General features: G+C 66.2%; 23 protein-coding genes and 1 other RNA gene. 12 read left to right on the top strand and 12 right to left on the bottom strand.

Annotated elements, in window-relative coordinates:
• Nucleotides 1-98 precede the first annotated feature (98 nt).
• Nucleotides 99-1,079 (bottom strand): zinc metalloprotease HtpX, encoded by a 981-nt coding sequence (gene htpX / locus MTR65_RS00910; protein WP_243796378.1) that lies wholly within the window; start codon nt 1,077-1,079, stop codon nt 99-101.
• A gap of 112 nt (nt 1,080-1,191) precedes the next feature.
• Complete coding sequence (locus MTR65_RS00905) at nt 1,192-2,784, bottom strand: substrate-binding domain-containing protein (RefSeq protein WP_243796377.1); 1,593 nt, start codon at nt 2,782-2,784, stop codon at nt 1,192-1,194.
• 175 nt (nt 2,785-2,959) lie between these two features.
• On the opposite strand from MTR65_RS00905, the gene MTR65_RS00900 reads away from it, so the two are divergent.
• Entirely contained in the window at nt 2,960-4,153 is a 1,194-nt protein-coding gene (locus MTR65_RS00900) for an acyltransferase family protein (RefSeq protein WP_243796376.1), read from the top strand.
• Nucleotides 4,154-4,238: 85 nt separating this feature from the next.
• Here MTR65_RS00900 and MTR65_RS00895 read toward each other — a convergent pair whose 3' ends face one another.
• A complete protein-coding gene (locus MTR65_RS00895) occupies nt 4,239-4,730 on the bottom strand; it encodes a flavin reductase family protein (RefSeq protein ID WP_243796374.1) in 492 nt (163 codons plus the stop codon).
• Nucleotides 4,727-5,680 (bottom strand): LysR family transcriptional regulator, encoded by a 954-nt coding sequence (locus tag MTR65_RS00890; protein WP_243796373.1) that lies wholly within the window; start codon nt 5,678-5,680, stop codon nt 4,727-4,729. Before MTR65_RS00890 ends, MTR65_RS00895 begins: the two co-directional genes overlap by 4 nt.
• 183 nt (nt 5,681-5,863) lie before the next feature.
• On the opposite strand from MTR65_RS00890, the gene MTR65_RS00885 reads away from it, so the two are divergent.
• The 6 genes from MTR65_RS00885 to mmsB all read left to right on the top strand — a co-directional run bounded on the left by MTR65_RS00885 (nt 5,864) and on the right by mmsB (nt 11,956).
• On the top strand, nt 5,864-7,366 hold the full coding sequence (locus tag MTR65_RS00885; protein WP_243796372.1) for a CoA-acylating methylmalonate-semialdehyde dehydrogenase: 1,503 nt from the start codon (nt 5,864-5,866) through the stop codon (nt 7,364-7,366).
• Between the two features lie 122 nt (nt 7,367-7,488).
• Nucleotides 7,489-7,977 (top strand): hypothetical protein, encoded by a 489-nt coding sequence (locus MTR65_RS00880; RefSeq protein ID WP_243796371.1) that lies wholly within the window; start codon nt 7,489-7,491, stop codon nt 7,975-7,977.
• 35 nt (nt 7,978-8,012) lie between these two features.
• Nucleotides 8,013-9,155: an acyl-CoA dehydrogenase family protein gene (locus MTR65_RS00875; protein ID WP_243796370.1), complete on the top strand. Its 1,143-nt coding sequence runs from the start codon at nt 8,013-8,015 to the stop codon at nt 9,153-9,155.
• Between the two features lie 16 nt (nt 9,156-9,171).
• Nucleotides 9,172-10,215 (top strand): enoyl-CoA hydratase/isomerase family protein, encoded by a 1,044-nt coding sequence (locus tag MTR65_RS00870; protein ID WP_243796368.1) that lies wholly within the window; start codon nt 9,172-9,174, stop codon nt 10,213-10,215.
• Nucleotides 10,212-11,003, top strand: a complete 792-nt coding sequence (locus MTR65_RS00865) for an enoyl-CoA hydratase-related protein (RefSeq protein ID WP_243796366.1) — start codon at nt 10,212-10,214, stop codon at nt 11,001-11,003. The genes MTR65_RS00870 and MTR65_RS00865 overlap by 4 nt, the downstream gene beginning before the upstream one ends.
• An 83-nt stretch (nt 11,004-11,086) precedes the next feature.
• The gene (gene mmsB / locus MTR65_RS00860; protein WP_243796365.1) at nt 11,087-11,956 is read left to right on the top strand and encodes a 3-hydroxyisobutyrate dehydrogenase; all 870 of its coding nucleotides are present in this window, start codon (nt 11,087-11,089) and stop codon (nt 11,954-11,956) included.
• Here the strand turns inward: mmsB and MTR65_RS00855 are convergent.
• From MTR65_RS00855 to MTR65_RS00835, 5 genes are read right to left on the bottom strand one after another with little or no spacing between them, the layout of a single operon-like run.
• Nucleotides 11,953-12,177 (bottom strand): hypothetical protein, encoded by a 225-nt coding sequence (locus tag MTR65_RS00855; protein WP_243796364.1) that lies wholly within the window; start codon nt 12,175-12,177, stop codon nt 11,953-11,955. The two genes, mmsB and MTR65_RS00855, sit on opposite strands and share 4 nt — an antisense overlap.
• Nucleotides 12,178-12,187: 10 nt before the next feature.
• The gene (locus tag MTR65_RS00850; RefSeq protein ID WP_243796363.1) at nt 12,188-12,730 is read right to left on the bottom strand and encodes an NUDIX hydrolase; all 543 of its coding nucleotides are present in this window, start codon (nt 12,728-12,730) and stop codon (nt 12,188-12,190) included.
• Complete coding sequence (locus MTR65_RS00845) at nt 12,727-13,413, bottom strand: TPM domain-containing protein (RefSeq protein WP_419145020.1); 687 nt, start codon at nt 13,411-13,413, stop codon at nt 12,727-12,729. Before MTR65_RS00845 ends, MTR65_RS00850 begins: the two co-directional genes overlap by 4 nt.
• An 11-nt stretch (nt 13,414-13,424) precedes the next feature.
• Nucleotides 13,425-14,243, bottom strand: a complete 819-nt coding sequence (locus MTR65_RS00840; protein ID WP_243796360.1) for a TPM domain-containing protein — start codon at nt 14,241-14,243, stop codon at nt 13,425-13,427.
• 4 nt (nt 14,244-14,247) lie between these two features.
• Entirely contained in the window at nt 14,248-14,853 is a 606-nt protein-coding gene (locus MTR65_RS00835) for a LemA family protein (protein WP_243796359.1), read from the bottom strand.
• 214 nt (nt 14,854-15,067) lie between these two features.
• Here MTR65_RS00835 and mscL point away from each other — a divergent pair, with 214 nt between their 5' ends.
• Nucleotides 15,068-15,553, top strand: a complete 486-nt coding sequence (gene mscL, locus MTR65_RS00830; protein WP_226636381.1) for a large conductance mechanosensitive channel protein MscL — start codon at nt 15,068-15,070, stop codon at nt 15,551-15,553.
• Nucleotides 15,554-15,558: 5 nt separating this feature from the next.
• Nucleotides 15,559-15,935, top strand: a transfer-messenger RNA (tmRNA) gene (gene ssrA, locus MTR65_RS00825).
• Nucleotides 15,936-16,022: 87 nt separating this feature from the next.
• On the opposite strand, the gene MTR65_RS00820 is transcribed toward ssrA, so the two are convergent.
• Nucleotides 16,023-16,337, bottom strand: coding sequence for a hypothetical protein (locus MTR65_RS00820; protein WP_243796358.1), 315 nt, complete (start codon nt 16,335-16,337; stop codon nt 16,023-16,025).
• A gap of 284 nt (nt 16,338-16,621) precedes the next feature.
• Here MTR65_RS00820 and MTR65_RS00815 point away from each other — a divergent pair, with 284 nt between their 5' ends.
• The 3 genes from MTR65_RS00815 to MTR65_RS00805 all read left to right on the top strand — a co-directional run bounded on the left by MTR65_RS00815 (nt 16,622) and on the right by MTR65_RS00805 (nt 20,686).
• Nucleotides 16,622-18,739, top strand: coding sequence for a malate synthase G (locus MTR65_RS00815; protein WP_243796357.1), 2,118 nt, complete (start codon nt 16,622-16,624; stop codon nt 18,737-18,739).
• 111 nt (nt 18,740-18,850) lie between these two features.
• Nucleotides 18,851-20,089: an NHL repeat-containing protein gene (locus MTR65_RS00810; RefSeq protein WP_243796356.1), complete on the top strand. Its 1,239-nt coding sequence runs from the start codon at nt 18,851-18,853 to the stop codon at nt 20,087-20,089.
• Between the two features lie 102 nt (nt 20,090-20,191).
• Nucleotides 20,192-20,686 carry a PilZ domain-containing protein gene (locus MTR65_RS00805; RefSeq protein WP_243796355.1) on the top strand — a complete coding sequence of 165 codons (495 nt, stop codon included), beginning with the start codon at nt 20,192-20,194 and terminating at the stop codon, nt 20,684-20,686.
• On the opposite strand, the gene rsmA is transcribed toward MTR65_RS00805, so the two are convergent.
• Nucleotides 20,668-21,501 carry a 16S rRNA (adenine(1518)-N(6)/adenine(1519)-N(6))-dimethyltransferase RsmA gene (gene rsmA / locus MTR65_RS00800; protein WP_243796354.1) on the bottom strand — a complete coding sequence of 278 codons (834 nt, stop codon included), beginning with the start codon at nt 21,499-21,501 and terminating at the stop codon, nt 20,668-20,670. The two genes, MTR65_RS00805 and rsmA, sit on opposite strands and share 19 nt — an antisense overlap.
• 13 nt (nt 21,502-21,514) lie before the next feature.
• The gene (gene pdxA, locus MTR65_RS00795; RefSeq protein WP_243796352.1) at nt 21,515-22,576 is read right to left on the bottom strand and encodes a 4-hydroxythreonine-4-phosphate dehydrogenase PdxA; all 1,062 of its coding nucleotides are present in this window, start codon (nt 22,574-22,576) and stop codon (nt 21,515-21,517) included.
• Between the last annotated feature and the right edge of the window lie 20 nt (nt 22,577-22,596).

The raw sequence follows: 22,596 nt of genomic DNA, 5'->3' as shown, positions 1-22,596 counted from the left end.
GCTATGGACGTTCGATTTCTAGCGTGCGGGGCGAACTTGCCAACGTGAAAGTTTGGCAATCGACCAACAGGGGCTGGAAGCTTGAGGCAGGGGAGCGGTCAGCGCCTGCGGTTGGGATCGAGTGCGGAGCGCCCGGGCGCGCTCTTGCGCGAGGAGGGTACCGAGGGGCGGCTCCCACCCGCGTTCGTCAAGGAGGCCGCAGGAGTCCGCGGCGGGTCAAGGTGCTCGCTCGAGGCGTGGCGTACGATCCGGCTACCGCCCTCCATCGCCATCAGCGCGGCGATGCGCTTTTCCGTGGCGGGGTGGGTGGAGAAAAGGTCCGAAACGCTGGAGGGAACGATATAGAGCTGCGCCGTCGCCGGATTGCGCTCCACGGCGGGGTTTCGGGTGTGCGCGGCGGGCCCGGCGATCTTGGAGAGCGCCGAAGCCAGCGCCTGCGGGTCGCCGCAGATCTCCGCGCCAGCCTTGTCGGCCCCGTATTCGCGGGTGCGGCTGATCGCCATCTGCACGATCATCGCGGCGAAGGGGGCCATGAACACGGCGGCAATGGCCGCGACCGGGTTGGGTCGATCCTCGCCCCCGCCATGCCCGAAGAACAGGCCGAAATTGGCCAGCATGGAGATGGCGCCTGCAATCGTCGCAACCATCGTCATGATGAGCGTGTCACGGTTGCGCACGTGGCCCAGTTCGTGGGCCATGACGGCGGCGACTTCCTCTTCGTCCAGCATGTCGAGCAGGCCTGCAGTCGCCGCGACGGCCGCGTTCTCGGGGTTGCGGCCGGTGGCAAAGGCGTTGGGGGCAGGGGTGTCCACGATGTAGACGCGCGGCATCGGCAGCTCGGCGTTGCGGGCGAGCCGTTCGATCATGCGGTAGAACTGCGGCGCGCTACTGGCGTCGACCTCGCGCGCGTTGTGCATGCGAAGGACGATGCGGTCCGCGTTCCAGAAGGTGAACAGGTTCATGCCCGCGGCCACGAGCAGCGCCAGCATGGCGCCGCCGGCCCCCCCGAAGAGATAGCCCAGCCCCATGAAAAGCGCGGTCAGCGCCGACAGCAGCATGACTGTCTTCAAACCGTTCACGGCTTCATCAACTCCTTGTCTTTCGTGAAACTTCGTAGCCTTGAATCTAGGGTTCGAACGGCCCGTTTCAATTGCAGCAACAAACGGTAAAAAATCGGACGGCAAGGCCCACTCAGGTCGTGGAGAGGGAGGCCGGAACATCCTCGTGTGTACTCTTGCGTGGGGCCACCGAGCCGCGTTCGATGAGGCGGGCCCCGAAATGGGGAGGCGCGGCATCGTCCGCGATCTCGCGCGGGTCAGCCTGCAAGCGGCGAACAGCCTCACGGCCAAGCGCCGCCCACGGGATCTGCATCGAGGTGAGCGGCGGCCAGGTCATTTCGGCCAGCGAGGTGTCGTCGAAGCCGATCACGGAGAGGTCATCCGGAACCGTGATCCGCGCTTCGGCGGCCGCGTGAAGAATGCCGGCGGCCATGGCGTCGTTGCAGGCGATGATGGCGCTGGGGCGCGGGCTGACTTCAAGGAGAACCCGGCCCGCCGCGAGCCCCGAGGCGAAGGAGTTGTCGCCCGGTTCGATCAGGGCCGCACCCCGGTCGAGCCCGTGGTCGGCCATGGCATCGAGATAGCCCAGTTCGCGCGCCTGGGCGAGACGTGCCCCCTCGGGACCTGCGACTAGCCCGATGCGGCTGTGGCCAAGCCCGACGAGCCATGCGACAGCCTGCGCCATCGCGGCCCGGTCCGCGCTGCAAAGCCCCGCGCCATCGGGGGTGGGGCCGAGGCGGATGCAGGGTGTTCCCGCGTGCCTGCAGGCCTCGACTATCCCCTCGTCCTCCGCCAGAGGCGGGAGCAGGACGACGCCGCTGGGATTGTGCCGGGTCAGGAATGTGTGGAGCTGCGCCGGGCGGCGGCTGGCTGGCCCTTCGAGCGGCTGGATGAGAAGCGCAAGTTCGCTTCCGGCCATGGCGGCCAGCATCCCGTCCTCCACCTGCTCGACGCGGGCGCGCTCGTCCCCGGCGTGGACCAGCGCGAGGAGAAAGTTGCGCCGCAGCGCCAGCGCGCGCGCCTGCGCGTTGGGGACGAAGCCTGTCTCCTCGATCACGCGGCGCACGCGGGCGCGCATCGTGTCGCTGAGAAGAGGGCTGTCGTTGAGATAGCGGCTGACCGTCTTGGTCGAGACGCTGGCGAGCCGGGCGATATCGTTGATGGTGAGGCGCCCGTCGTCCGCCATGCCACCGGTCGCGGGCAGGATGTCCGGTGCGCAATCTTCGGGCGGGGGATGCGGCGTGGGGTCTTCCGGTTCGGGGGGAGGCGGGGCGTATGACGGTGTGTCCGAAATATGTGCGGCATCGTCCTTGACCGCCACGTCCCGGGGCACTTCGACAGGCTCCGGCTCCGGCTCCGGCTCCGGCTCCGGCTCCGGCTCCGGCTCCGGCTCCGGCTCCGGCTCCGGCTCCGGCTCCGGCTCCGGCTCCGGCTCCGGCTCAGGCTCAGGCGCTGGGGTGGGGGTGGAAGCCTGAGACGCCTCCTTTTCCTGCTGTGGACCTGCGAGCCCGATTTCGCCCAGTACGGCCGCGACACGTGTGCGCATGCGGGTGCCCAGCAAGGTCGGGTCCTTGAAGAAGCGCCGGATGGTCTGGGCCGAGACGCCCGCGAGACCGGCCAGTTCCGCCACGGTGAGATGGGTGGGGGCGGCGGGCTCACCCGTGTCTCCGGGCGATGCCGGGTGTTCGGATGGAGGCGTAGCAGAAGTGGGATCGGGCTTGGCCATTTCGAGACCGTGCCCCGTCCTGACAGCGCTGGCCAAGAGTGTTCGATCCGAAACGGAAGGGTTCGTTCCTGCGCAGGCGGCTTCACGCGCGGGGAGGCGGCAATTGCGCCGCCTGAGGAACCCGCCTAAAGGACCATCCTTCCTGCCGCCCGAGCGGCTCTGAGATGGTACCTCGATGACCCCCGCCCCTTCACAGCGTCACTACGGAATGGACTGGCTGCGCATCGGTGCGTTCATCCTCCTGATCTTCTACCACGTGGGCTATTCCTTCACCGCCTGGGGGTACCAGACGCCCACGCGCGGCGTGGTGTGGTGGGCCGAGATCCCGCTTCTGGGCATGAGCGCCTGGCGCCTTGCGCTCCTTTTCGCGATCTCGGGCTATGCGAGCGCAGCGCTGCTGGCGCGCGACAAGGGGCAGGTGTCCGAGTTTGGCTGGAGCCGGCTCAAGCGCCTGGGTATTCCGCTGGCCTTCGGACTGATCGTGGTGGTTCCGCCCCAGCCTTACATGGGCCTCGTCAACAGCGGGTACGAGCACGACTACCTCTATTACTTCCTCCACGACGCCTTCAGCTTCCAGAAGATCCGGTACGAATACGTGCCGCGCATCATGCACCTGTGGTTCGTGATCCACCTGCTGGCCTACACGCTGGCGATGTGCGGGATCATGCTGGTGCTGCCCGCGTCCTGGCAGGCGGCGCTGCGTCTTGGTTTCGAGCGGCTCTTTGCCGGACCGTTGCTGATCCCGGCGGGCATTTTGTTGGTCTACCTGGTGCGCAACTACGTGCCCTATGGCTGGACCGACATGCACAACCTGCTGAACGACCGCGCGGCACACCTCCATTATGGGGGCATGTTCCTGTTCGGCTTCCTCCTGCGCGGCTCGTCGGCACTTCGCGCTTCGATTGCGCGTCAGTGGCCGATCGCCGCCGTGCTCGCGCTGGCTGGGTTCTTCTGGGTCGCGCGCGATTCCTGGCTCTACCCGGGCCGGATCGCGACCCCGCAGGAGTGGCGCCACGCGCTGATCCTGGCCAAGTCGGTGGAGAGTTGGGCGGCGGTCATCGCCCTGTTCGGGATCGCCGACCGCTTCTGGAACTTCAACCACCCGTGGCGCCAGACGCTGTCCGAGGCGGTGTTCCCGGTCTACATCGCGCACCAGACGATCATGGTCCTGGTCATGTACCCGATCCGCGACTGGGGACTGACCGCGCTCCCCGAGTTTGCGATCCTGTGCGGCTCGGTCGCGGTGGGGTCCTGGCTGTTCTACCTCATCGGACGCGAGGTCGGGCCGCTGCGCCCGCTGATCGGCCTCAAGCGCCACAAGACGCACCGCTTGCCCAAGGCCGATCCGGGGCCTGCGGCCAACAGCTGAGGCAGACGGACATAGACCCCATGAAAAAGGCCGCGCCTCCCATCCGGGGGCGCGGCCTTTTTCGGTTCCGCCTTGCGCGAAGCGCTTACATGCGTTCGGCAAAACCGCCGTAACGGCCGCGGTGGAAGAGCATGGGATCATCGTCGCGCACGGTTTCCATGCGCAGCACACGGCCCAGTACGAACCAGTGGTCGCCTGCCTCGGTGACCGAGTAGAGTTCACACTCGATGCTGGCGATCGAGTTGGCGATGACCGGCAGCTTGTTGTCCGAGAGGACGTAGTCGACGCCGACGAACTTCTCGGCGCCCTTGGCCGCGACCGAGCGGCACACGTCCTGCTGGTCCGAGCCCATGACGTTGACGCAGAAGTGGCCGTGCTTCTCGATCAGCGGCCAGGACGAGGAGGACTTGTCCGGGAAGAAGCCGACAAGCGGCGGATCGAGCGAGACCGAGGTGAACGAGCCGACGACCATGCCGGCCGGCTTCTCGCCGTCCAGCGCGGTGATGACGCACACACCCGTCGGGTAGCTGCCGAGGACCTTGCGGAATTCGGCCGGATCGATCGTGGTTGTCGTCAAGATGGGAGTTCCTTTTTACGTGCGTTTTCGGGCGCGGCGCGTGCGCCTCGCGGCATGAGGACCTCCTCGCCCGCACGGACCGTTTCGTCAAGCCATTGCCGGAAGGCGCGGATGCGCGGCAAACGGCGGATATCCTCGTGTGTGACGAACCAGAAGGCGCGCTCTAACCGAACGTCGGACAGCACCGGGACAAGGCGCGGATCGGCGTGGGCCATGAAGGCGGGGAGCACCCCGACACCGGCCCCGTTGGCAATGAGGCTGTGCTGCGCGGTGATGCTGGGCGCGCGCAGGCTGGCTTTCAGGGCGGGATGGATCTCGTCGAGATAGCGCAGTTCGGGCGCGTGGAGCCGGTCGGGAATGTACCCCACGAGGCGGTGCCCTTCGAGGAGGTCGGCGGGCGCCCGAGGAACGCCGTGCGCGGCGAGGTAATCCGCCGAAGCGTAGAGGCCGAGCGCATAGTCGGCGAGCTTGTGTGCGACGAGTGGGCCCTTGCGCGGCCGGGCGAGGACGATCGCGACATCGGCCTCACGCCGCCCGGGACTGAGCGCCTCGCCGGGCGCGGAGACGAGGTCGATCGCTAGGCCGGGGTGAAGCGACTGGAACTGCGCGAGACGAGGGCTGAGAAAATCGGTGGCGAAGCCTTCGGGCGTGCCGATCCGCAAGGTGCCGGTCAGCCCGTCCTCGCCTTCGCCCGAACCTGTGATGCCGGATGCGGCGCGGTCCATCTGCTCGACTGCGGCGAGCAGCGCCTCGCCCGCTTCGGTCAGAACCTGCCCGGTGCGGGTCTGCTCGAAGAGGGTGGTGCCCAGCGCCGCTTCAAGACGGCGCAGGCGGCGGCCCATCGTGGTCGGGTTCACGCCCAGGCGCCGGGCCGCCCGGGCCAGCTGGCCGCTGCGGGCGATGGCAAGGAAGGCTTGGAAGTCGCTCCAGTCGGCGTCGGGAATGGGCATGGGGCACCTTGGAATCGCGGATGTGATGGAGCTGCAAATTTGCAGTGCAGTATTACAAAACTGCACCTTGCCTGCAAATTGAGAGGGTCTTATCCCGGCTCCAGCCGAACGCAAAAAGAAGCGGCACAGCGCATGTGGGAGCGTCCCTGGACGCCACCCATGGCGATGATGAGAGGAGAGAGGATGCGACGGATCGAACACAGGATCGCAGGCGGTGCGGGCGGCGGCTTCGGAGCGCCCCGGACTGTACCGGTGTACGATCCCAACCGCGGCGTGGTTCAGGCCGAAGTCGTCCTGGGAGAGGATGCCGTTCTGAACCGCGCCGTCGCGGCCGCGAAGGAAGTCCAGCCCGCCTGGGCTGCGCTCAACCCGCAAAAGCGGGCGCGCGTGCTCTTTGCCTTCAAGCAGCTGATCGAGGCGAACATGCAGGAGCTGGCCGAGCTCCTCTCCAGCGAGCACGGCAAGGTGGTCGAGGATGCCAAGGGCGATATCCAGCGCGGGCTTGAAGTGGTCGAATTCTGCTGCGGCATCCCGCAGGCGCTGAAGGGCGACTACAGCCTTGGCGCAGGGCCCGGCATTGATGTCTATTCGATGCGCCAGCCGCTGGGCGTGGGGGCGGGGATTACCCCGTTCAACTTTCCCGCGATGATCCCGATGTGGATGTTCGCGCCCGCCATCGCCTGCGGCAATACCTTCATTCTCAAGCCTTCCGAGCGCGACCCTTCGGTGCCCAACCGCCTGTGCGAGCTGTTCCGCGAGGCCGGGGCGCCCCAAGGCGTGTTGCAGGTCGTTCACGGCGACAAGGTCATGGTCGATGCGATCCTCGATCATCCCGATATCGCGGCGGTCAGCTTCGTCGGGTCCTCGGACATCGCGCACTATGTCTACAGCCGTGGGAGCGCGGCCGGAAAGCGGGTCCAGGCGATGGGCGGAGCGAAGAACCACGCCATCGTCATGCCCGATGCCGACCTGGACCGCACGGTCGAGGACCTTGTCGGCGCGGCCTTCGGCTCCGCCGGTGAGCGCTGCATGGCGCTTCCTGTCGTGGTGCCTGTGGGCGAGGAGACCGCCGAGGCTCTGCGCGCCCGGCTCGTTCGCGCCATCGAAAGGCTCAAGGTTGGCATCTCGACCGATCCCGAGGCGCAGTACGGGCCGGTCGTCACCGCGCAGCACAAGGCGCGGATCGAGGACTGGATTGCAACCGGCATCAAGGAAGGTGCCGAACTGGTCACCGACGGACGCGGCTTCACGCTCCAGGGATATGAGGAAGGCTACTTCCTTGGTCCCACGCTGTTCGACCGGGTGACGCCCGAGATGTCGGCCTACAAGGAGGAGATCTTCGGGCCGGTGCTCCAGATCGTACGCGCGGAGAGCTTCGAGGAGGCGCTCGCGCTTCCCTCGCGCCACCAGTACGGCAATGGCGTCGCCATCTTCACGCGCAACGGCCACGCGGCCCGCGAATTTGCCGCCCGTGTCGATGTGGGCATGGTCGGCATCAACGTGCCCATTCCGGTGCCGGTTTCCTACCACAGTTTCGGGGGCTGGAAGCGCTCGGCCTTTGGCGATCACAACCAGTACGGGATGGAAGGGCTGCGGTTCTGGACGAAGACCAAGCTCGTCACCCAGCGTTGGCCCGATGGCGGCGGGGCGGGAGACAGCGCGTTCATCATCCCGACGATGGCCTGAGGCCTGAGCTTGGAAAGTCGCCGGGCGCGCCGCAAGAAGGAACAGGAACGGGGGAACGGGGGTTCTCGTCGCATGCCATCTCGTCGGCCACTCCGGCCGGCCCAGCCTTGCAGGAGTGCTCCATGATGCGTCGCGGCCTAGTTCTCACTTTTCCTTTCGTGACGCTGCTTGCGGCCTGCTCCTCCGAACCCGAACCGCAGGGAGCCGCCAGCGAAACTGCGGCGGCCGGGGCGGGCGGGATGACCGAACCAGCGGTGCCCGAACCCACGGCCTCGGCCACGGACCTGGCCGACACCACCTCGATCCCGCCGATGCTGCGCGGGCGCTGGGGACTGGTGAAGCTCGACTGCACCGGCGATCCGGCGGCGGCCAAGGGGTTGATGACGGTCGGCGCGAACGACCTGGAATTCTACGAATCGATGGCGGATCTGGACGAGATCGAGTCCATCGCCGAGAACGCGGTGACAGGCGCCTTTGCCTTCGAGGGCGAGGGGCAGACCTGGGACCTCGATGTCACCTTGCGTTCGCCTGACGGGGGCGCCACCCTCGTGCGCACCGACAAGGGCGCGGACGCCGCGCCTGAGCCGCTGACCTACACCAAGTGCCCGTAAGAGGCACCAGAACCATGAGAGAGCCCTGAACGAAGATGACCGATCCCTTTGCCTTCAGCGAGGACCAGGTCGCGATCCGCGACATGGCCGCGAAGTTTACCGCCGAGAAGATCACCCCCTTCGCGGCCGAGTGGGATGAAAGCGCCCATTACCCCGTCGATGTCTGGAAGGCGGCGGGCGAACTCGGCTTCGGAGCGATCTACGTCTCGGAAGAGGGCGGGGGCATCGGACTTGGCCGTCTGGAAGCTGCGCTCATCATGGAGGCGATGGCCTACGGCTGCCCGGCAACGAGCGCCTATATCTCGATCCACAACATGGCGACCTGGATGCTCGACAGCTTCGGCGATGCCGCGCTTAAGGAGCGTTACCTCCCCGGCCTCGTCGCGATGGATACGATTGCGTCCTACTGCCTCACCGAACCCTCCTCAGGCTCGGACGCCGCCGCGCTCAAGACGACCGCCCGGCGCGAGGGGGACGACTATATCCTCAATGGCACCAAGCAGTTCATCTCCGGCGGCGGGGTTAACGATATCTACCTCGTCATGGCGCGCACGGGGGAGCACAAGACGCGCGGGATCTCCTGCTTCCTTCTGGAAAAGGGCATGGAGGGCCTCTCCTTTGGCGCGCCCGAGAAGAAGCTCGGCTGGAATGCCTCGCCCACGGCCCAGGTGATCCTCGAGGATTGCCGGGTGCCTGCTGCCAACCGCGTGGGAGCAGAAGGCGACGGCTTCAAGTTCGCGATGGCCGGGCTCGATGGTGGGCGTCTCAACATCGGTGCCTGTTCGCTGGGCGGTGCGCAGCGCTGTCTCGATGAGGCGATTGCCTATGTGAAGGATAGAAAGCAGTTCGACCAGCCGCTCGCCGCATTCCAGAACACGCAGTTCCAGCTTGCCGAGATGGCAACCGAACTCGAAGCCGCGCGCGCGCTCCTCTATCTCGCCGCGGCCAAGGTGACGGCGGGCACGCCCGACAAGACCCGCTTTGCGGCCATGGCCAAGATGATGGCGACCGACACCGGCTCCTCGGTGGTCGACCGCGCGCTCCAGCTTTTCGGCGGCTATGGCTACCTGCGCGACTACCCGATCGAGCGCTTCTGGCGCGACCTTCGCGTCCATCGCATCCTTGAGGGCACGAACGAGGTCATGCGCATGATTATCGGTCGCGACCTCCTGAACTAGGCGTTAGAGTGATGAAATGACTGATGAAGTGCTGACCCGGCGCGAGGGTGTTGCCGCCATTATCTCGCTCAACCGTCCCAAGGCGATCCACGCCCTGACGACGGCGATGTGCGAAACCATGATCGAGGCCCTCCAGGCCTTTGCCCAGGACGACACCGTGGGCGTTGTCATCATCGAGCACGCGCAAGGTCGGGGGTTCTGCGCGGGCGGCGACATCAACCTCCTGCGCCACTCGGCGCTGGAAGATGGCGGCATTTCTGGCCGCCGCTTCTTCCTTCACGAATACCGCCTCAACCACCTGCTGTTTACGTACGCCAAGCCGGTCGTTGCCTTCATGGACGGGATCACGATGGGTGGGGGCGTGGGCATCGCGCAGCCCGCGACCTACCGTGTGGCGACCGAGAACACGCGCTTTGCCATGCCGGAAACCGGGATCGGTCTGTTCCCGGATGTGGGTGGAGGCTGGTACCTCTCGCGCCTGCCGGGGCGGATCGGGCATTTCCTGGCGCTGACCGGCGCGCGGTTTGATGGTGCGGAGTGCCTCCACACGGGCCTTGCCACCCATTATCTGCCCGTTGCGGCGCAGGATGCGGCCAAGCGCCGGATCGGCAATGGGGAGGGGATCGAGACCGTCCTCTCGGATCTGGCCGAGGTGCCGCCAGAGGCCAAGGTCGCGGCCAACGAGGCGCAGATTGCACGCCATTTTGCCTTCGATACGCTGGAAGAAATCTTCGCTTCGCTCGAAGCGGACGACAGCGATTGGGCGGCAAAGGAACTGGCCACGCTGCGCACCAAGAGCCCGCAGGCCTGCAAGGTCGCGCTGCACGAACTCGTCCAGTCCCTGACACTGGAAAGCTTTGCCGAGGAAATGGCGATGGAATACCGCATCGCGGCGCGAGTGCTGGTCCTGCCCGATTTTGCCGAGGGCGTGCGCGCGGTCATCGTCGACAAGGACAATGCGCCCGCCTGGAACCCGGCGACGCCCGAGGGCGTGACAGATGCGGCCATCGCGGCCATCTTCGCGCCGCTTGCCCCAACCGAGGAATGGAATCCCCTATGACCGAGCCCACCTACGAAACCCTCCTGGTCGAGACCCGGGGCGCCGTCACGTTGATCACGCTCAACCGTCCCAAGGCGCTGAACGCGCTCAATTCAACCGTGATGACCGAGATGGTGGCTGCCATGGCCGCGTTCGAGGCCGACCCCACGCAAGGCTGCGCGGTTGTGACCGGTTCGGGCGAAAAGGCCTTCGCCGCGGGCGCCGACATCAAGGAAATGGCGACCAAGTCGGGCGCCGAATTCTTTTCTGAGGACTTCTTCTCCGAGTGGACGAGCAAGGTCGTCAAGGCGACCCGCAAGCCCTGGATCGCGGCCGTCAACGGCTTTGCGCTGGGCGGTGGCTGCGAGGTCGCGATGATGGCCGACTTCATCATTGCTTCGGAAAACGCGAAGTTCGGCCAGCCCGAGATCACGCTCGGCGTCATTCCGGGTATGGGGGGCTCGCAGCGCCTTGCGCGCGCGGTGGGCAAGTCCAAGGCCATGGACCTGTGCCTGACGGGCCGCATGATGGATGCCGAGGAAGCCGAGCGCGCGGGCCTCGTCGCGCGCATCGTGCCCGCCGACCAGCTGCTCGACGAGGCGATGAAGGCGGCCGAGAAGATCGCCTCGCTGCCCCCGCTGGCGGTCAAGGCGAACAAGGAAGCGGTGAACGTCGCTTTCGAAACCACGCTCGATGCCGGGCTCCTGATGGAGCGCCGCATCTTCCAGGTCGTGGCGGGCACCGAGGACAAGACCGAGGGCATGGCCGCCTTCGTCGAGAAGCGTCCGGGCGTCTGGAAGGGCAAGTAACTGCGGGTTCCCGCGCCGGATAGCCTGGGAAGTTCACCGGGGGACGGCGAAGACGTCGCCCCTGAAGACGGGAGAGTTGTGCAATGAACATCGCCTTCATCGGACTTGGCAACATGGGCGGCGGGATGGCCGCGAACCTGGTCAAGGCGGGCCACGCGGTCCGGGCCTTCGACCTCTCGGCCGAGGCACTGGCCCGCGCCGCCGAGCATGGCTGCACGCCGTGTACGAGCGTGGAAGAGGCTGTCACGGGGGCCGAAGCGGTCCTCTCGATGCTGCCCAACGGTGCCATTGTGAAAGCAGTGCTCACGCAGGAGGTGCTTGGCGTGGCGCCGAAAGGCGCGGTGCTGATCGACTGCTCAACCATTGATCTGGAGACCGCGCGCGAGGTCACCCTGCTGGCGCGGGAGGCGGGCTACCCGATGGTTGATGCACCGGTTTCGGGTGGGATCGCAGCGGCAAGCGCGGGAACGCTGACCTTCATGGTCGGCGGCTCGGACGAGGCGTTCGCGCGCGCCGAGCCGGTCCTTGAACCCATGGCCAAGGCCGTGATCCGTGCGGGCGAAAGCGGGGCCGGACAGATTGCCAAGATGTGCAACAACATGCTGCTGGCGGTCCACATGATCGGCACCTGCGAGGCGCTCAAACTGGCCGAGAAGGCCGGGCTCGATCCGCAGACCTTCTACGATATCTCCTCGAAATCGACCGGCTACTGCTGGTCGCTCAATGATTACACGCCGATGGCGGGGGTGGGGGCGGCAAGTCCGGCCGACAATGACTACGCGGGCGGGTTCGCCGCCGCGCTCATGCTCAAGGACCTGAAGCTGGCGATGGCGGGCGCCCAAGGGGCAGGCGCCAGGGTTCCCATGGGCGAGCATGCCAAGGCGATCTACGAGGCCTTTGTCGAAGGGGGCGGGGGAGCCAAGGACTTTGGCGCGATCCTGACGACGCTCTAGCGCGCGGCATCCTCGCGCCGTACGGCCTTGGCGGCGCGCCGCCGGGCAATCTCGAAAGCAGGCAGTTTCATGCCTTTGGTCCGCCCGGTCAGGTGAACGTCCCCGCACAGTTCGCAGCGGTAGGGGCGCAGGGGGAAGGGCGCCTTCTCCGCCACGCGCAGCGCCTCTTCCTCGCTCGCAAAGCGCTTCTTGCGCTGGCAGATGCCCGGCCGTGTGCGCATGGCTCGCGTGTCAGCGCAGGAGCGCGGGGCCGAGCAGCGCGAGCATCTTCACGTCCATCGCGTAGTCCTTCGCGCGAAAGTCCGCGATGACCTCGCCGATCCGGGACAGGGGCACGCGGTGCACCACGATGTCTTCATCGTCCACGCCGCCGCCCTCGCCGACCTTGACGAGATCGCGGGCGCGAAAGAGCGTGAAGCTCTCGCTCACCATGCCCGGCGAAGAGAAGAACTCGCCCATGTTCTCCATGATCCCCGCGCGGTAGCCGGTCTCTTCCTCCAGTTCGCGGATGGCGGCGTTGGCCGGGTCCTCATCCGCCATGTCGCTTTCATCACCAACAAGGCCTGCGGGCAGTTCGAGGCATCGGCGCTGGAGCGGCACGCGGTACTGGTCGACAAGGATCACGTTGTCCTCCTCGTCGACGGCGAGGATGACCGCGGCCTTGATGCCGCGCGCACGGCCGACGAACTCCCAGCGTCCACGGGTCTTGGCAGTGATGAAGCGCCCCTCCCAGCGAATTTCCTCGGGAGCATCGGCGTCGGGGGGAAGGGTCATACTTCGATCAGCCTGTCGGGAAGTTCATTGATCTCGTCATCGGCGCGCGGGAAGTGGGGGGCGACTATGGCGCCGACCTTGAGGACAGCCGCGCACATGCCGTCCGCGACTCGTCCTTCGCGCACGTGGCCCAGCATCGCCTGCATGGCCTCGCCCCAGACCTCGGGGTCGACCTTGGTGGCGATGGCCTGATCGGCGACGATCTCGGCGCGGTGTTCGCGCATGGAGAGGTAGATGAGGACGCCGGTGCGCCCGACGGTGCGCTGCTCGGCGCCGATGCGAAACGCCCGCACGGCGCGCTCATGGACGCGCGCGGTCTTCACAGGGCCCGGGATCACGGCGAACTTGAGCGGCGTCCACAGCTGCAGCAGGTAGGCGCCCGCGAACTTGAGTGTGGCAAAGCCCGCGGCCAGACCCACGATCGCGCGCGGCGTCCATTCATGGCCCCAGTCGGCAAGCGCCCAGTCGTAAAGCCCCATGTAGAACTCGGGGAACAGGCTGAGCGCGGCCAGAGCCAGCAGCGCCACGCCCGCGCACCAGGTGAGCGCGACATCGGTGTAGCCGTCCGAACGGTCCGCGAGGATCGTGACGATCTCGCCCGCGCTCTGCAGTTCGGCCTTGGACACCGCCGCGCTGATCTGCGCGTGATCGGCCTCGGTGAGATAGGTGGGAGCAGGTTTCATTGTCATGTCTCCTACCAGCTGCCGCTCGCGCCGCCACCACCGAAGCTGCCGCCGCCGCCGGAAAATCCGCCGCCGCCAAAGCCGCCCCCGCCACCAAAGCCGCCTCCTCCGCCCCAGTGATCATCGTCATCGCCCCAACCACCGCCGGGGATCCAGATGAAACCGGGACCGCTCGAACGGCGTCGGCCGCGCCCGCCCCGGGCCTCGTTGACCATGGGGGCGACGACGAAGAAGAGGACGAGGAGAATGAAGAATACGGTACCGGCCGAGATGCCGCTGCCGCCCTCGCGCACTTTCTGGTCGGCCTGTTCGGCCAGCTTGCGCGCCTCTTCGGGCGGCAGCATGATGAGCCTGGCGATGGCCGCAGTGCCTGTCGCGATGCCGCCGGGATAGTCGCCCTTCTTGAAGGCGGGCAGGATGTTCTCATCGATGATGAGGCGGCTCATGCCGTCGGTCAGGATGGGTTCGAGCCCATAGCCGGCCTCGATCCGAACCTTGCGCGCGTTGGGCGCGACGATCAGGAGCGCGCCGTTGTTCGTCTCCTTCTGGCCGATCCCCCAGGCACGGCCCAGCTGGTAGCCGTAGTCGGCAATGTCATAGCCTTGCAGATCGGGGATGGTGGCAACGACGAGCTGGCGCCCGGACTGCTTCTCCAGTGCGGCCAGCTGCTGGGTCAGGCGGGCTTCCTCGGCGTCGGGAATGATCCCGGCCTGGTCGACCACACGGCCTGTGAGCTTGGGAAACTGCGGCGCGGCCTGCGCCCCTTGGACGAAGAGCAGGGAGCACAGGGCCAGCGCGAGAGCGGCGAAAACCTGCCGGAGACGGGTCACCGGATCAGAGCTTGCCTTCGAGGGACGGGTTGGTGTCCGCGTTGGGCGTGGTCGCCTTGTAGGGGACCAGCGGATCGGCACCGCGCAGCTGCGCGCCGATCATCGAGGGGAAGGTGCGCACCTCGGTGTTGTAGTCCTGGACGGCCGCGTTGTAGTCACGGATCGAGATCGTGATACGGTTTGCGGTGCCTTCCAGCTGGCTTTGCAGCATGCGGTAATTCTCGTTCGACGTGATGTTGGGATAGGCCTCGAAACTGGCCATCAGACGGCCCAGACCTGCCGTGAGCTGGTTCTGCGCCTGCGAGAACTGCTCCATCTTGGCCGGATCGCCCAGGTCATCGCCGGTGATCTGGATCGAGGTCGCCTTGGCGCGGGCCTCGGTGACGCCGGTGAGGATTTCCTTCTCCTGCTCGGCCGCGCCCTTGGCGACGGCGGCGAGGTTGGGGATAAGGTCCGCGCGGCGCTGGAAGTTGGCTTCGACGTCCGCCCACTTGGCCTTGGCCGCTTCCTGCTTGGTGGGCACCGAGTTGAAGCCGCAGGCCGCAAGCGAGAGCGCTGCGAGGCCGACGAGCAGGATACGTCCCTTGCGGGCCGCGTTCGACAGGGTCATTGGGGTATGTCCTCCACTTGAAGTCCTCGCGCGGGAAGGCGAAAACTCTCCACGATATAGCCTAGATAGCGTACGGGGATGACGGTTCAACCGCAGCGGCTCATGCTGTGGGCAACAAAAAGCACGCTCGCGTGTTTGCGGGCGTCAACAAACCTTTGTGTGCCGGGGCGGCCTGTGCATAGTCGTGCGATCGTGTTCATCATGGGGCAAAGACATGACAGTCTTCGAAGAATTCAAGAAGTTCATTTCGCGCGGCAACGTGCTTGACCTGGCGGTCGGCGTGATGATCGGCGCCGCGTTCGGCAAGATCGTGACCTCGCTTACCGAGAACGTGATCATGCCCGTCATCGGCGCGATGATGGGGGATCTCGACTTCTCCAAGTACTTTGTCCTGCTGGGCGAGATCCCGGCGGATTATACCGGCTCGCTCACCGACTACACCGCGCTCAAGGCCGCGGGCGTCGCGATGATCGGCTATGGCGTGTTCATCACGCAGATCATCAACTTCCTCATCATCGCGGCGGTCCTCTTCATGCTGGTGCGTACGATCAACAAGGTGATCGACGAGATGGAAGCCAAGAAGAAGGAAGCCGAGGTTACCGCCGAAGCGCCCGCTGTTCCCACCGATCCCCAGCTCGACACGCTGCGCGAGATTCTCGAGGAACTGCGCAAGTCGGGGAAAGCGCCTCCGATGGCGTGACACACGCCCTTCACATTCCGGGAAAACGCCCTATATGGGCACCTGTCGGTTTCGGCCGACTATGACGATAAAGTGTACCGTGCAATAGGCACAGCGGACCCGGGGGCGGTACCCGGCGGCTCCACCATCACCCGTCCTGCAGCTTCTTGCGAAGGTCAGGACAACCCTGTTGTCGCAGGGGTGTTGACGGGGCCGAACTAGGATCGACGTGTGTTGAAAAGCGGTGTTTTCGTCCGGGCTGAGTAACCCGTTAAAGGCTCAAAACTCATAAGTGCCAACGACAACGAAGCACTCGCTCTCGCCGCGTAATTCTAGGGGCTAACGCCCTGAAGTTACAAAGCTAAAGCGCGGTTGGACCCACCGGGCAACAGAAGCGGATTCCAGGGGCCCGGGGTGAGCCTGGCAACAGAATCACCCCACCGTTTCCGACATTTCGAATGGCATGGTCTCGCCGGTCAGGCGTGCCGTCTCAGGCCGCTTCGCGTCCGGCGGTAAGGGCATCGTCCTGCGGCGCGCTGTGGCGGATGGTCGCGACATTGGGCATGCCGTGCCTATGCCGGGCGAGAAGGGCGGCCTTTTCATACTTGATGCAGTCGAGGATCTTGGCGCCGGCCATGAAGACCGCGCCCGTGCAGGCGAGGAAGAGGAGCTGGCCCCCGGTCCCGGGAAACTGCACGAGATAGGCCTGTCCACGCTGCACGGCGCCCGTCGCCAGAGCGTAGATGATCATGTACGCTTCCCAATGGGTCTTGATAACGAACAGGCGGGCGACTTTTCGAAGCATTTCCATCCTCTTGGCGCTCCTCCTGTCAAGCAAGGGGCGTGCCAGTGCCGCGATCCCGGGGGACTCGATCACTAACAGCTTCTTACTTGTAAGGCATGCCGACGCCCGGTGTAATACGAGGCTACACCGTTTCCGATGGAACGTGCGGGCCTTGCGCCTTGCCGAGACTTGCGCATCGCGCGATTTTGCGGCATAGGGCCTCAATCCTCCCCAGGACATACATGGTACTGTCTGAAGTGCGCCCGACTCGGTTGGAGCTCGCGCGCATCATGGTGTGAGGATTTATGACCAAGAGGATCGAACGCTGCGGCCTTCGCGTCGATGCGGCTCTCGCGCAGTTCATCGAGAACGAGGTTCTGCCCCCGATCGGCCAGGACGCGGATGCGTTCTGGAGTGGCTTTGCCGCACTCGTGGGCCAATACGCGCCGCGTAACCGCGCGCTGCTTCAAACGCGCGAGGATCTGCAAGCGCGGATCGATGCCTGGCATGAAGAGCGTGCCGGCCAGCCCCTTGACGCGCAGGCTTACGAGGCTTTCCTGCGTGAGATCGGCTACCTCGTCCCCGAGCCGGGGGACTTCACCATCGCCACGAAGAACGTCGATCCCGAGATCGCGACGATGGCCGGGCCGCAGCTGGTCGTGCCCGTTCTCAACGCGCGCTTCCTCCTGAACGCGGCCAATGCGCGCCGGGGCAGCCTCTACGATGCCTTCTATGGGACCGATGCGCTCGACGCGCCGCCCGCGCAGGGCCCGGGCTACGATCCGCAGCGCGGGGACGCTGTCATCGCGGCTGGACGTGATTTCCTGGACCGCGCGCTCCCGCTCGCAAGCGGGTCCTGGGCGGACCTGAGCGATGTTGCCGAGCGCGTTCTTGCCGACGATGGCCAGTACCTGGGCGAGACGGATAAGGGGCTGGTCTTCACCAACAACGGCCTCACCATCGAGCTTGTCTTCGATCCCCAAAGCCCGGTCGGACAGGGGGATCGCATGGGTTTGTCCGACATCGTGCTCGAAGCCGCTCTCACGACCATCGTCGATCTGGAGGATTCGGTTGCGGCGGTCGATGCCGAGGACAAGATCGCGGCCTATGCGAACTGGCTGGGCGTTATCCGCGGCGATCTGTCCGACACCTTCGAGAAGGGCGGAAAGACCCAGACCCGCACGCTCTCGCCCGACACGCCAATGGTGACGCACGAAGGTGAACGCACCGCACTTCCCGGCCGTTCGCTGCTGTTCGTCCGCAATGTCGGCCACCTGATGACCAACCCGGCGGTCCTGCTCCCCGATGGAAGCGAGATTCCCGAGGGCATTCTCGATGCCGTCGTCACCAGCGCCATTTCGACGCAGGACGTGAAGGGGCTGACGCGGCACGGCAACAGCCGCCAAGGCTCGATCTATATCGTGAAGCCCAAGATGCACGGGCCCGAGGAATGCGCCTTCACCGATGATCTGTTCAACGCGGTCGAGGATCTTCTCGGTCTTGATCGTCACACCATCAAGGTTGGCGTCATGGACGAGGAACGCCGCACCTCGGCGAACCTGGCCGCCTGCATCGCGGCGGTGAAGGAGCGTGTCGTCTTCATCAACACCGGCTTCCTCGACCGCACGGGCGATGAGATCCACACCTCGATGCGCGCCGGGCCCATGATCCGCAAGGCCGACATCAAGGGCTCGACCTGGATCGGCGCCTATGAGACGCGCAACGTCGCGATCGGTCTCAAGCATGGCCTGTCCGGTATCGCGCAGATCGGCAAGGGCATGTGGGCGGCGCCCGACAGGATGCACGACATGCTCGCGCAGAAGATCGGCCACCCGCGCACCGGGGCGAACACCGCCTGGGTTCCCTCGCCGACCGCGGCGACGCTCCATGCCATGCACTACCACCAGGTCGATGTCTTCGGCCTGCGCGAAGAGATTGCGCAAGAGGCGATCCCGGGGCTCGACCAGTTGCTTCAGATCCCGCTCGCCAACGGGGCCAACTGGTCGCCTGAGGAGGTTCGCGAGGAGCTGGATAACAACGCGCAAGGGCTGCTCGGCTATGTCGTGCGCTGGATCGACCAGGGCGTTGGCTGCTCCAAGGTTCCCGACATCAACGACGTGGGCCTGATGGAAGACCGCGCGACCTTGCGCATTTCCAGCCAGCACATGGCCAACTGGTTGCTGCACGGGGTCTGCACCCGCGAGCAGGTCCTGGATTCGCTGCAGCGCATGGCGGCCAAGGTCGATGCGCAGAACGCAGGCGATCCGCTCTACGAGCCGATGGACGGCAACTGGGAGCGTAGCCTGGCCTTCCAGGCGGCCTGCGACCTCGTCTTCAAGGGTGTCGAGCAGCCGAGTGGGTACACCGAGCCCCTGCTGCACGCCTGGCGCCTCAGGAAGAAGTCGCTGGTCCTCGCGGCCTGATCTTGGCGGGCGCCTGGTCCTGCTCGCAGGGCAGGGCTAGGCGCGCCGCCGCCTGGAAGGTATCCTCCCGCGTACAAGGCCCGCCAAGGGCTGTCGCCGGGAGGATCTTTCATGGCATTACGACGCTCTCTTCGCCTGTCGCTTGGCGCGCTGCTGGGCAGCGTGGCGCTATGCACAGGCGCTTCGGTTTCAGGGCAGGGCGATCCTGAAGTCGCGCTGGTCGCGGTCGAGAGCGAGCACCTGGCTCCTTCCGTCCCGATGCCGCGCTTCAAGGCGGATGCGAGCTGGCCGCGGCTTCCGTCTGACACCATACTGGGGCAGATCCCGGGGCTCTCGGTCGGGCCCGACGACAGCGTGTGGATCGTCCAGCGGCCCAATTCGCTCGACATGCACGAGGCGGGTCTGGCCGCCGATCCGCCCACGACGCTCAGCTGCTGTCGCCCCGCGCCCCACGTCATCAACTTCGCGCCAGATGGCACGATACGCCACGCCTGGGGCGGGGAAAGTCATGCTCCCGAGATCGGGGGCACTTCGCAGTGGCCAGCCAATGTCCATGGCCTCTTTGCCGCGCGCGATGGCACGGTCTGGATAGGCGGTAATGGGAAGGACGATCACGTCGTCCTCCAGTTTACCGCCGATGGCCGCTTTCTGCGCCAGTTCGGCCAGCGCGGGAAAAGCGAAGGGAACGCGAGTTCGCGCTATCTCGGCAATCCGTCCGATGTCTTTGCCGACGGGGACAGCGTGCTGGTGTCCGATGGCTATATCAACAAGCGGATCGTGCAGCTGAAGGAGAAGGACCTGTCGCTCCTGCGGTTCTGGGGGGCGTATGGTGCCCAGCCCGGAGGCGGAACGCGCGCGCAGCCATTCGACCAGAGCCAGGCCGCCAGCACCGGCGATGGCGGAGCTGATCCAGCCTCGCGCGCCTTCGGTGACATCGTGCACTGCGTGGAGCGGGGGCCGGAGGGGCTCATCTACGTCTGCGATCGACGCAACAATCGCATCCAGGTCTTCCGGGAAACGCAGGGCGAGGGGGAGGCCTCGGGTGGGCTGGAATTTGTCCGCGACATCGTCATCGCGCCGGGGACCGGAGGGCTGCGCTCGGCTTCGGACGTCGCCTTTTCTCCCGACGGGACCTATATGTACGTCGCCGATATGGCCAATGCGAAGGTCTGGATCCTGGGGCGTGAGAGCGGTGAGGTGATCGGCAATTTCGGACGCGTCGGGCGTTATCCGGGCCAGTTCTTCTGGCTTCATTCGGTGGCCGTCGACAGCCGCGGCAATGTCTATACGACCGAGGTTGGAAGCGGGCGCAGGGTGCAGAAATTCGTGCCGGTTGGCCTGATCCGATAGTTCAGGTCTTACGTAGGTTTACGTTTTTTAATCTGCAGAATAGCTTTTTGTTGTAGATTGGCGGGCAGACGCAGCGGGCGCGTCACGCAAAAAGGTCTTGCCATGCCGTTCCACAAACAGCGTCGCGAAGAGCGGATCGAGCTGGCTCTGGAGGCCGTTCTCGAGGTCGGTGATCGCGACTGTCCCGTCACCCTGGTGAATGGCGCGTCGGGAGGCGTCCTTGCTCTGCTCGATACACCGCCTCCGCGCGGGACGGCGGTTTCCCTGCGGGTGGCCGGGCGGCATCTCGATGGGCAGGTGCGCTGGCGTGGGGCGGATCGCTGCGGTATCGCGTTTCGCGAGCCGGTCGATGTCGCGGCCCTGCAGGCGGGGCGCTTGCTGCGTGCCGGACCGCCGCCGATGGCCCATCCTGGCGATAGTTATCGTGGCCCGCGCGGTTTCCTGCGCACGATCATACACGACGTCCCACCATCGGGGCGCGTTCTCAATCTGGCGCTTCTCATTCTGGCACTGCTGTGCACGCTGCTCGCGATCTCGCGCCTGAGCGCGCCGCCCGTCACGGGTTTGCAGACGGTCTCTTACGCACCCTTCGACTGACCCAGTGTACGGGCAATCGCCACGAACTCGGCGACCGAGAGCGTTTCTGCGCGGCGCTGGGGATCGATGCCGATCTCCTCGAGTGCGGCGAGCGCGCCGGGCACGCCCTTGAGGCTCTGGCGCAGCATCTTGCGGCGCTGCCCGAAGGCGGCCTCCGTCACGCGCTCGAGCAGGCGCATCGAGACGCCTTCAGGGGCTTCGCCGGGCACCACGTGCACGATGGCGGACATGACCTTGGGCGGCGGTGTGAAGGCGCTGCGGTGGACCTTGAGCGCCAGCTTCGCCTTCGCGCGCCACTGCGCAAGTACGGCGAGGCGTCCGTAGGCCGAGGTGTTCGTCTCGGCGACGATGCGCCGGGCGACCTCTTCCTGGAACATGAGCGTGAGCGAGCGCCACTGCGGCGGCCATTCCTCGCCCGAAAGCCAGCCCGTGAACAGCGCGGTGCCGACGTTGTAGGGCAGGTTTGCGACGATGTGATAGGGGCCGTCGAACAGTGTGGCCGGTGCGATCTTCATCGCATCGCCCTGGATCACCTTGAGCTTGCCGGGAAAGGCCGCTTCCACTTCGGCCAGCGCGGGCAGGCAGCGCGGGTCCATCTCGATCGCGGTCACCTCGGCGCCGGCGCGCAGGAGCGCGCGGGTGAGGCCGCCGGGACCGGGGCCGACCTCGAGCACCTTCTCACCCGCGAGCGATCCGGGAATGGCGGCAATACGGTCGAGCAGCTGCTCGTCGAAAAGGAAGTTCTGGCCCAGCGCCTTCGAGGCGGAGAGGCCGTGGCGGGCGATGACCTCGCGCAAGGGGGGAAGCGTGCTCATGGCCGGGGATTGCTCATGGAAGAAGGCCCGCCGTGCGGCGGGCGGCGCATTCGCCGGCCATGCGCAGCGCCGCGATCATGGCGCCGGGGCTCGCGATGTTGCGCCCCGCGATGCCGAAGGCGGTGCCGTGGTCGGGCGAGGTGCGGATGATGGGAAGGCCGAGCGTCACGTTGACGCCCGCATCGAAGTCGAGCGTCTTGATCGGGATCAGCGCCTGGTCGTGGTACATGCACAAGGCCACGTCGTAGCCTGCCCGCTCGTGCGCGGCGAACAGCGCGTCGGCCGGGTGCGGGCCGGTGACGGCCAGCCCCTCGGCCTGGAGCTGGGCAATGGCGGGCGCGATGATCCTGATTTCCTCTTCGCCCATGCGCCCGTCCTCGCCTGCGTGCGGGTTTAGCCCGGTAATGGCGATACGCGGAGCCGCAAGGCCAAAGTCACGCACCAGCGCGCGAGCAACGATGCGGGCCTTGTGGGTGATGAGTTCCGGCGTGATCAGTCCGGGAACACGGGCAAGCGGCTCGTGCACGGTCAGCGGCACGGTGCGCAAGTTGGGCCCGGCCAGCATCATGACGGCATCGTCGGGGCCAAGGGCGCAGGCCTCGGCCAGGAACTCGGTCTGCCCGGGATGGGTGAACCCGACGGTCGCAAGCCGCGCCTTGGCGATCGGGCCGGTGACGACCGCGCCTGCCGCGCCAGTGCGGGCAAGGTCGGTCGCTTCGGTCAGCGAATGAAGGGCAAGGCGCGCGCCGGCCTCGTCGGGCTCGCCGAACTGCGGTGCGCAGTCGGCTTCGCCCAGGACAGGCAATGCCTCCTCGAAAATCTCGAGTGCTTCGGCCGGACGCTCGATCTGGCGTACGGGCAGGGTATGTCCGCGCGAGGCGGCGGCCATACCCAGCGTCAGCGCGCCGCCGACCGCGAAGAAGGGCGAGAGACCCGCCTCGCGGCGCTGCAGCCAGGCCTCGGCGATCAGTTCGGGGGCGATCCCCGCCGGATCGCCGAGCGAGACCGCGACAGGCGCGGCAGTGGGCTTGGTCCCAGTCGGAGCTATGGGCGGAGCGGGAATAGGGCTGTCCATCGGCTCAGCGTTTCGGCCTT

The sequence above is a fragment of the Novosphingobium mangrovi genome (assembly GCF_022818885.1).
In the GTDB taxonomy this organism is placed as follows: domain Bacteria; phylum Pseudomonadota; class Alphaproteobacteria; order Sphingomonadales; family Sphingomonadaceae; genus Novosphingobium; species Novosphingobium mangrovi.
Note: the sequence above shows the minus strand (reverse complement) of the source record. Positions and strands in the feature narration are given on the sequence as shown.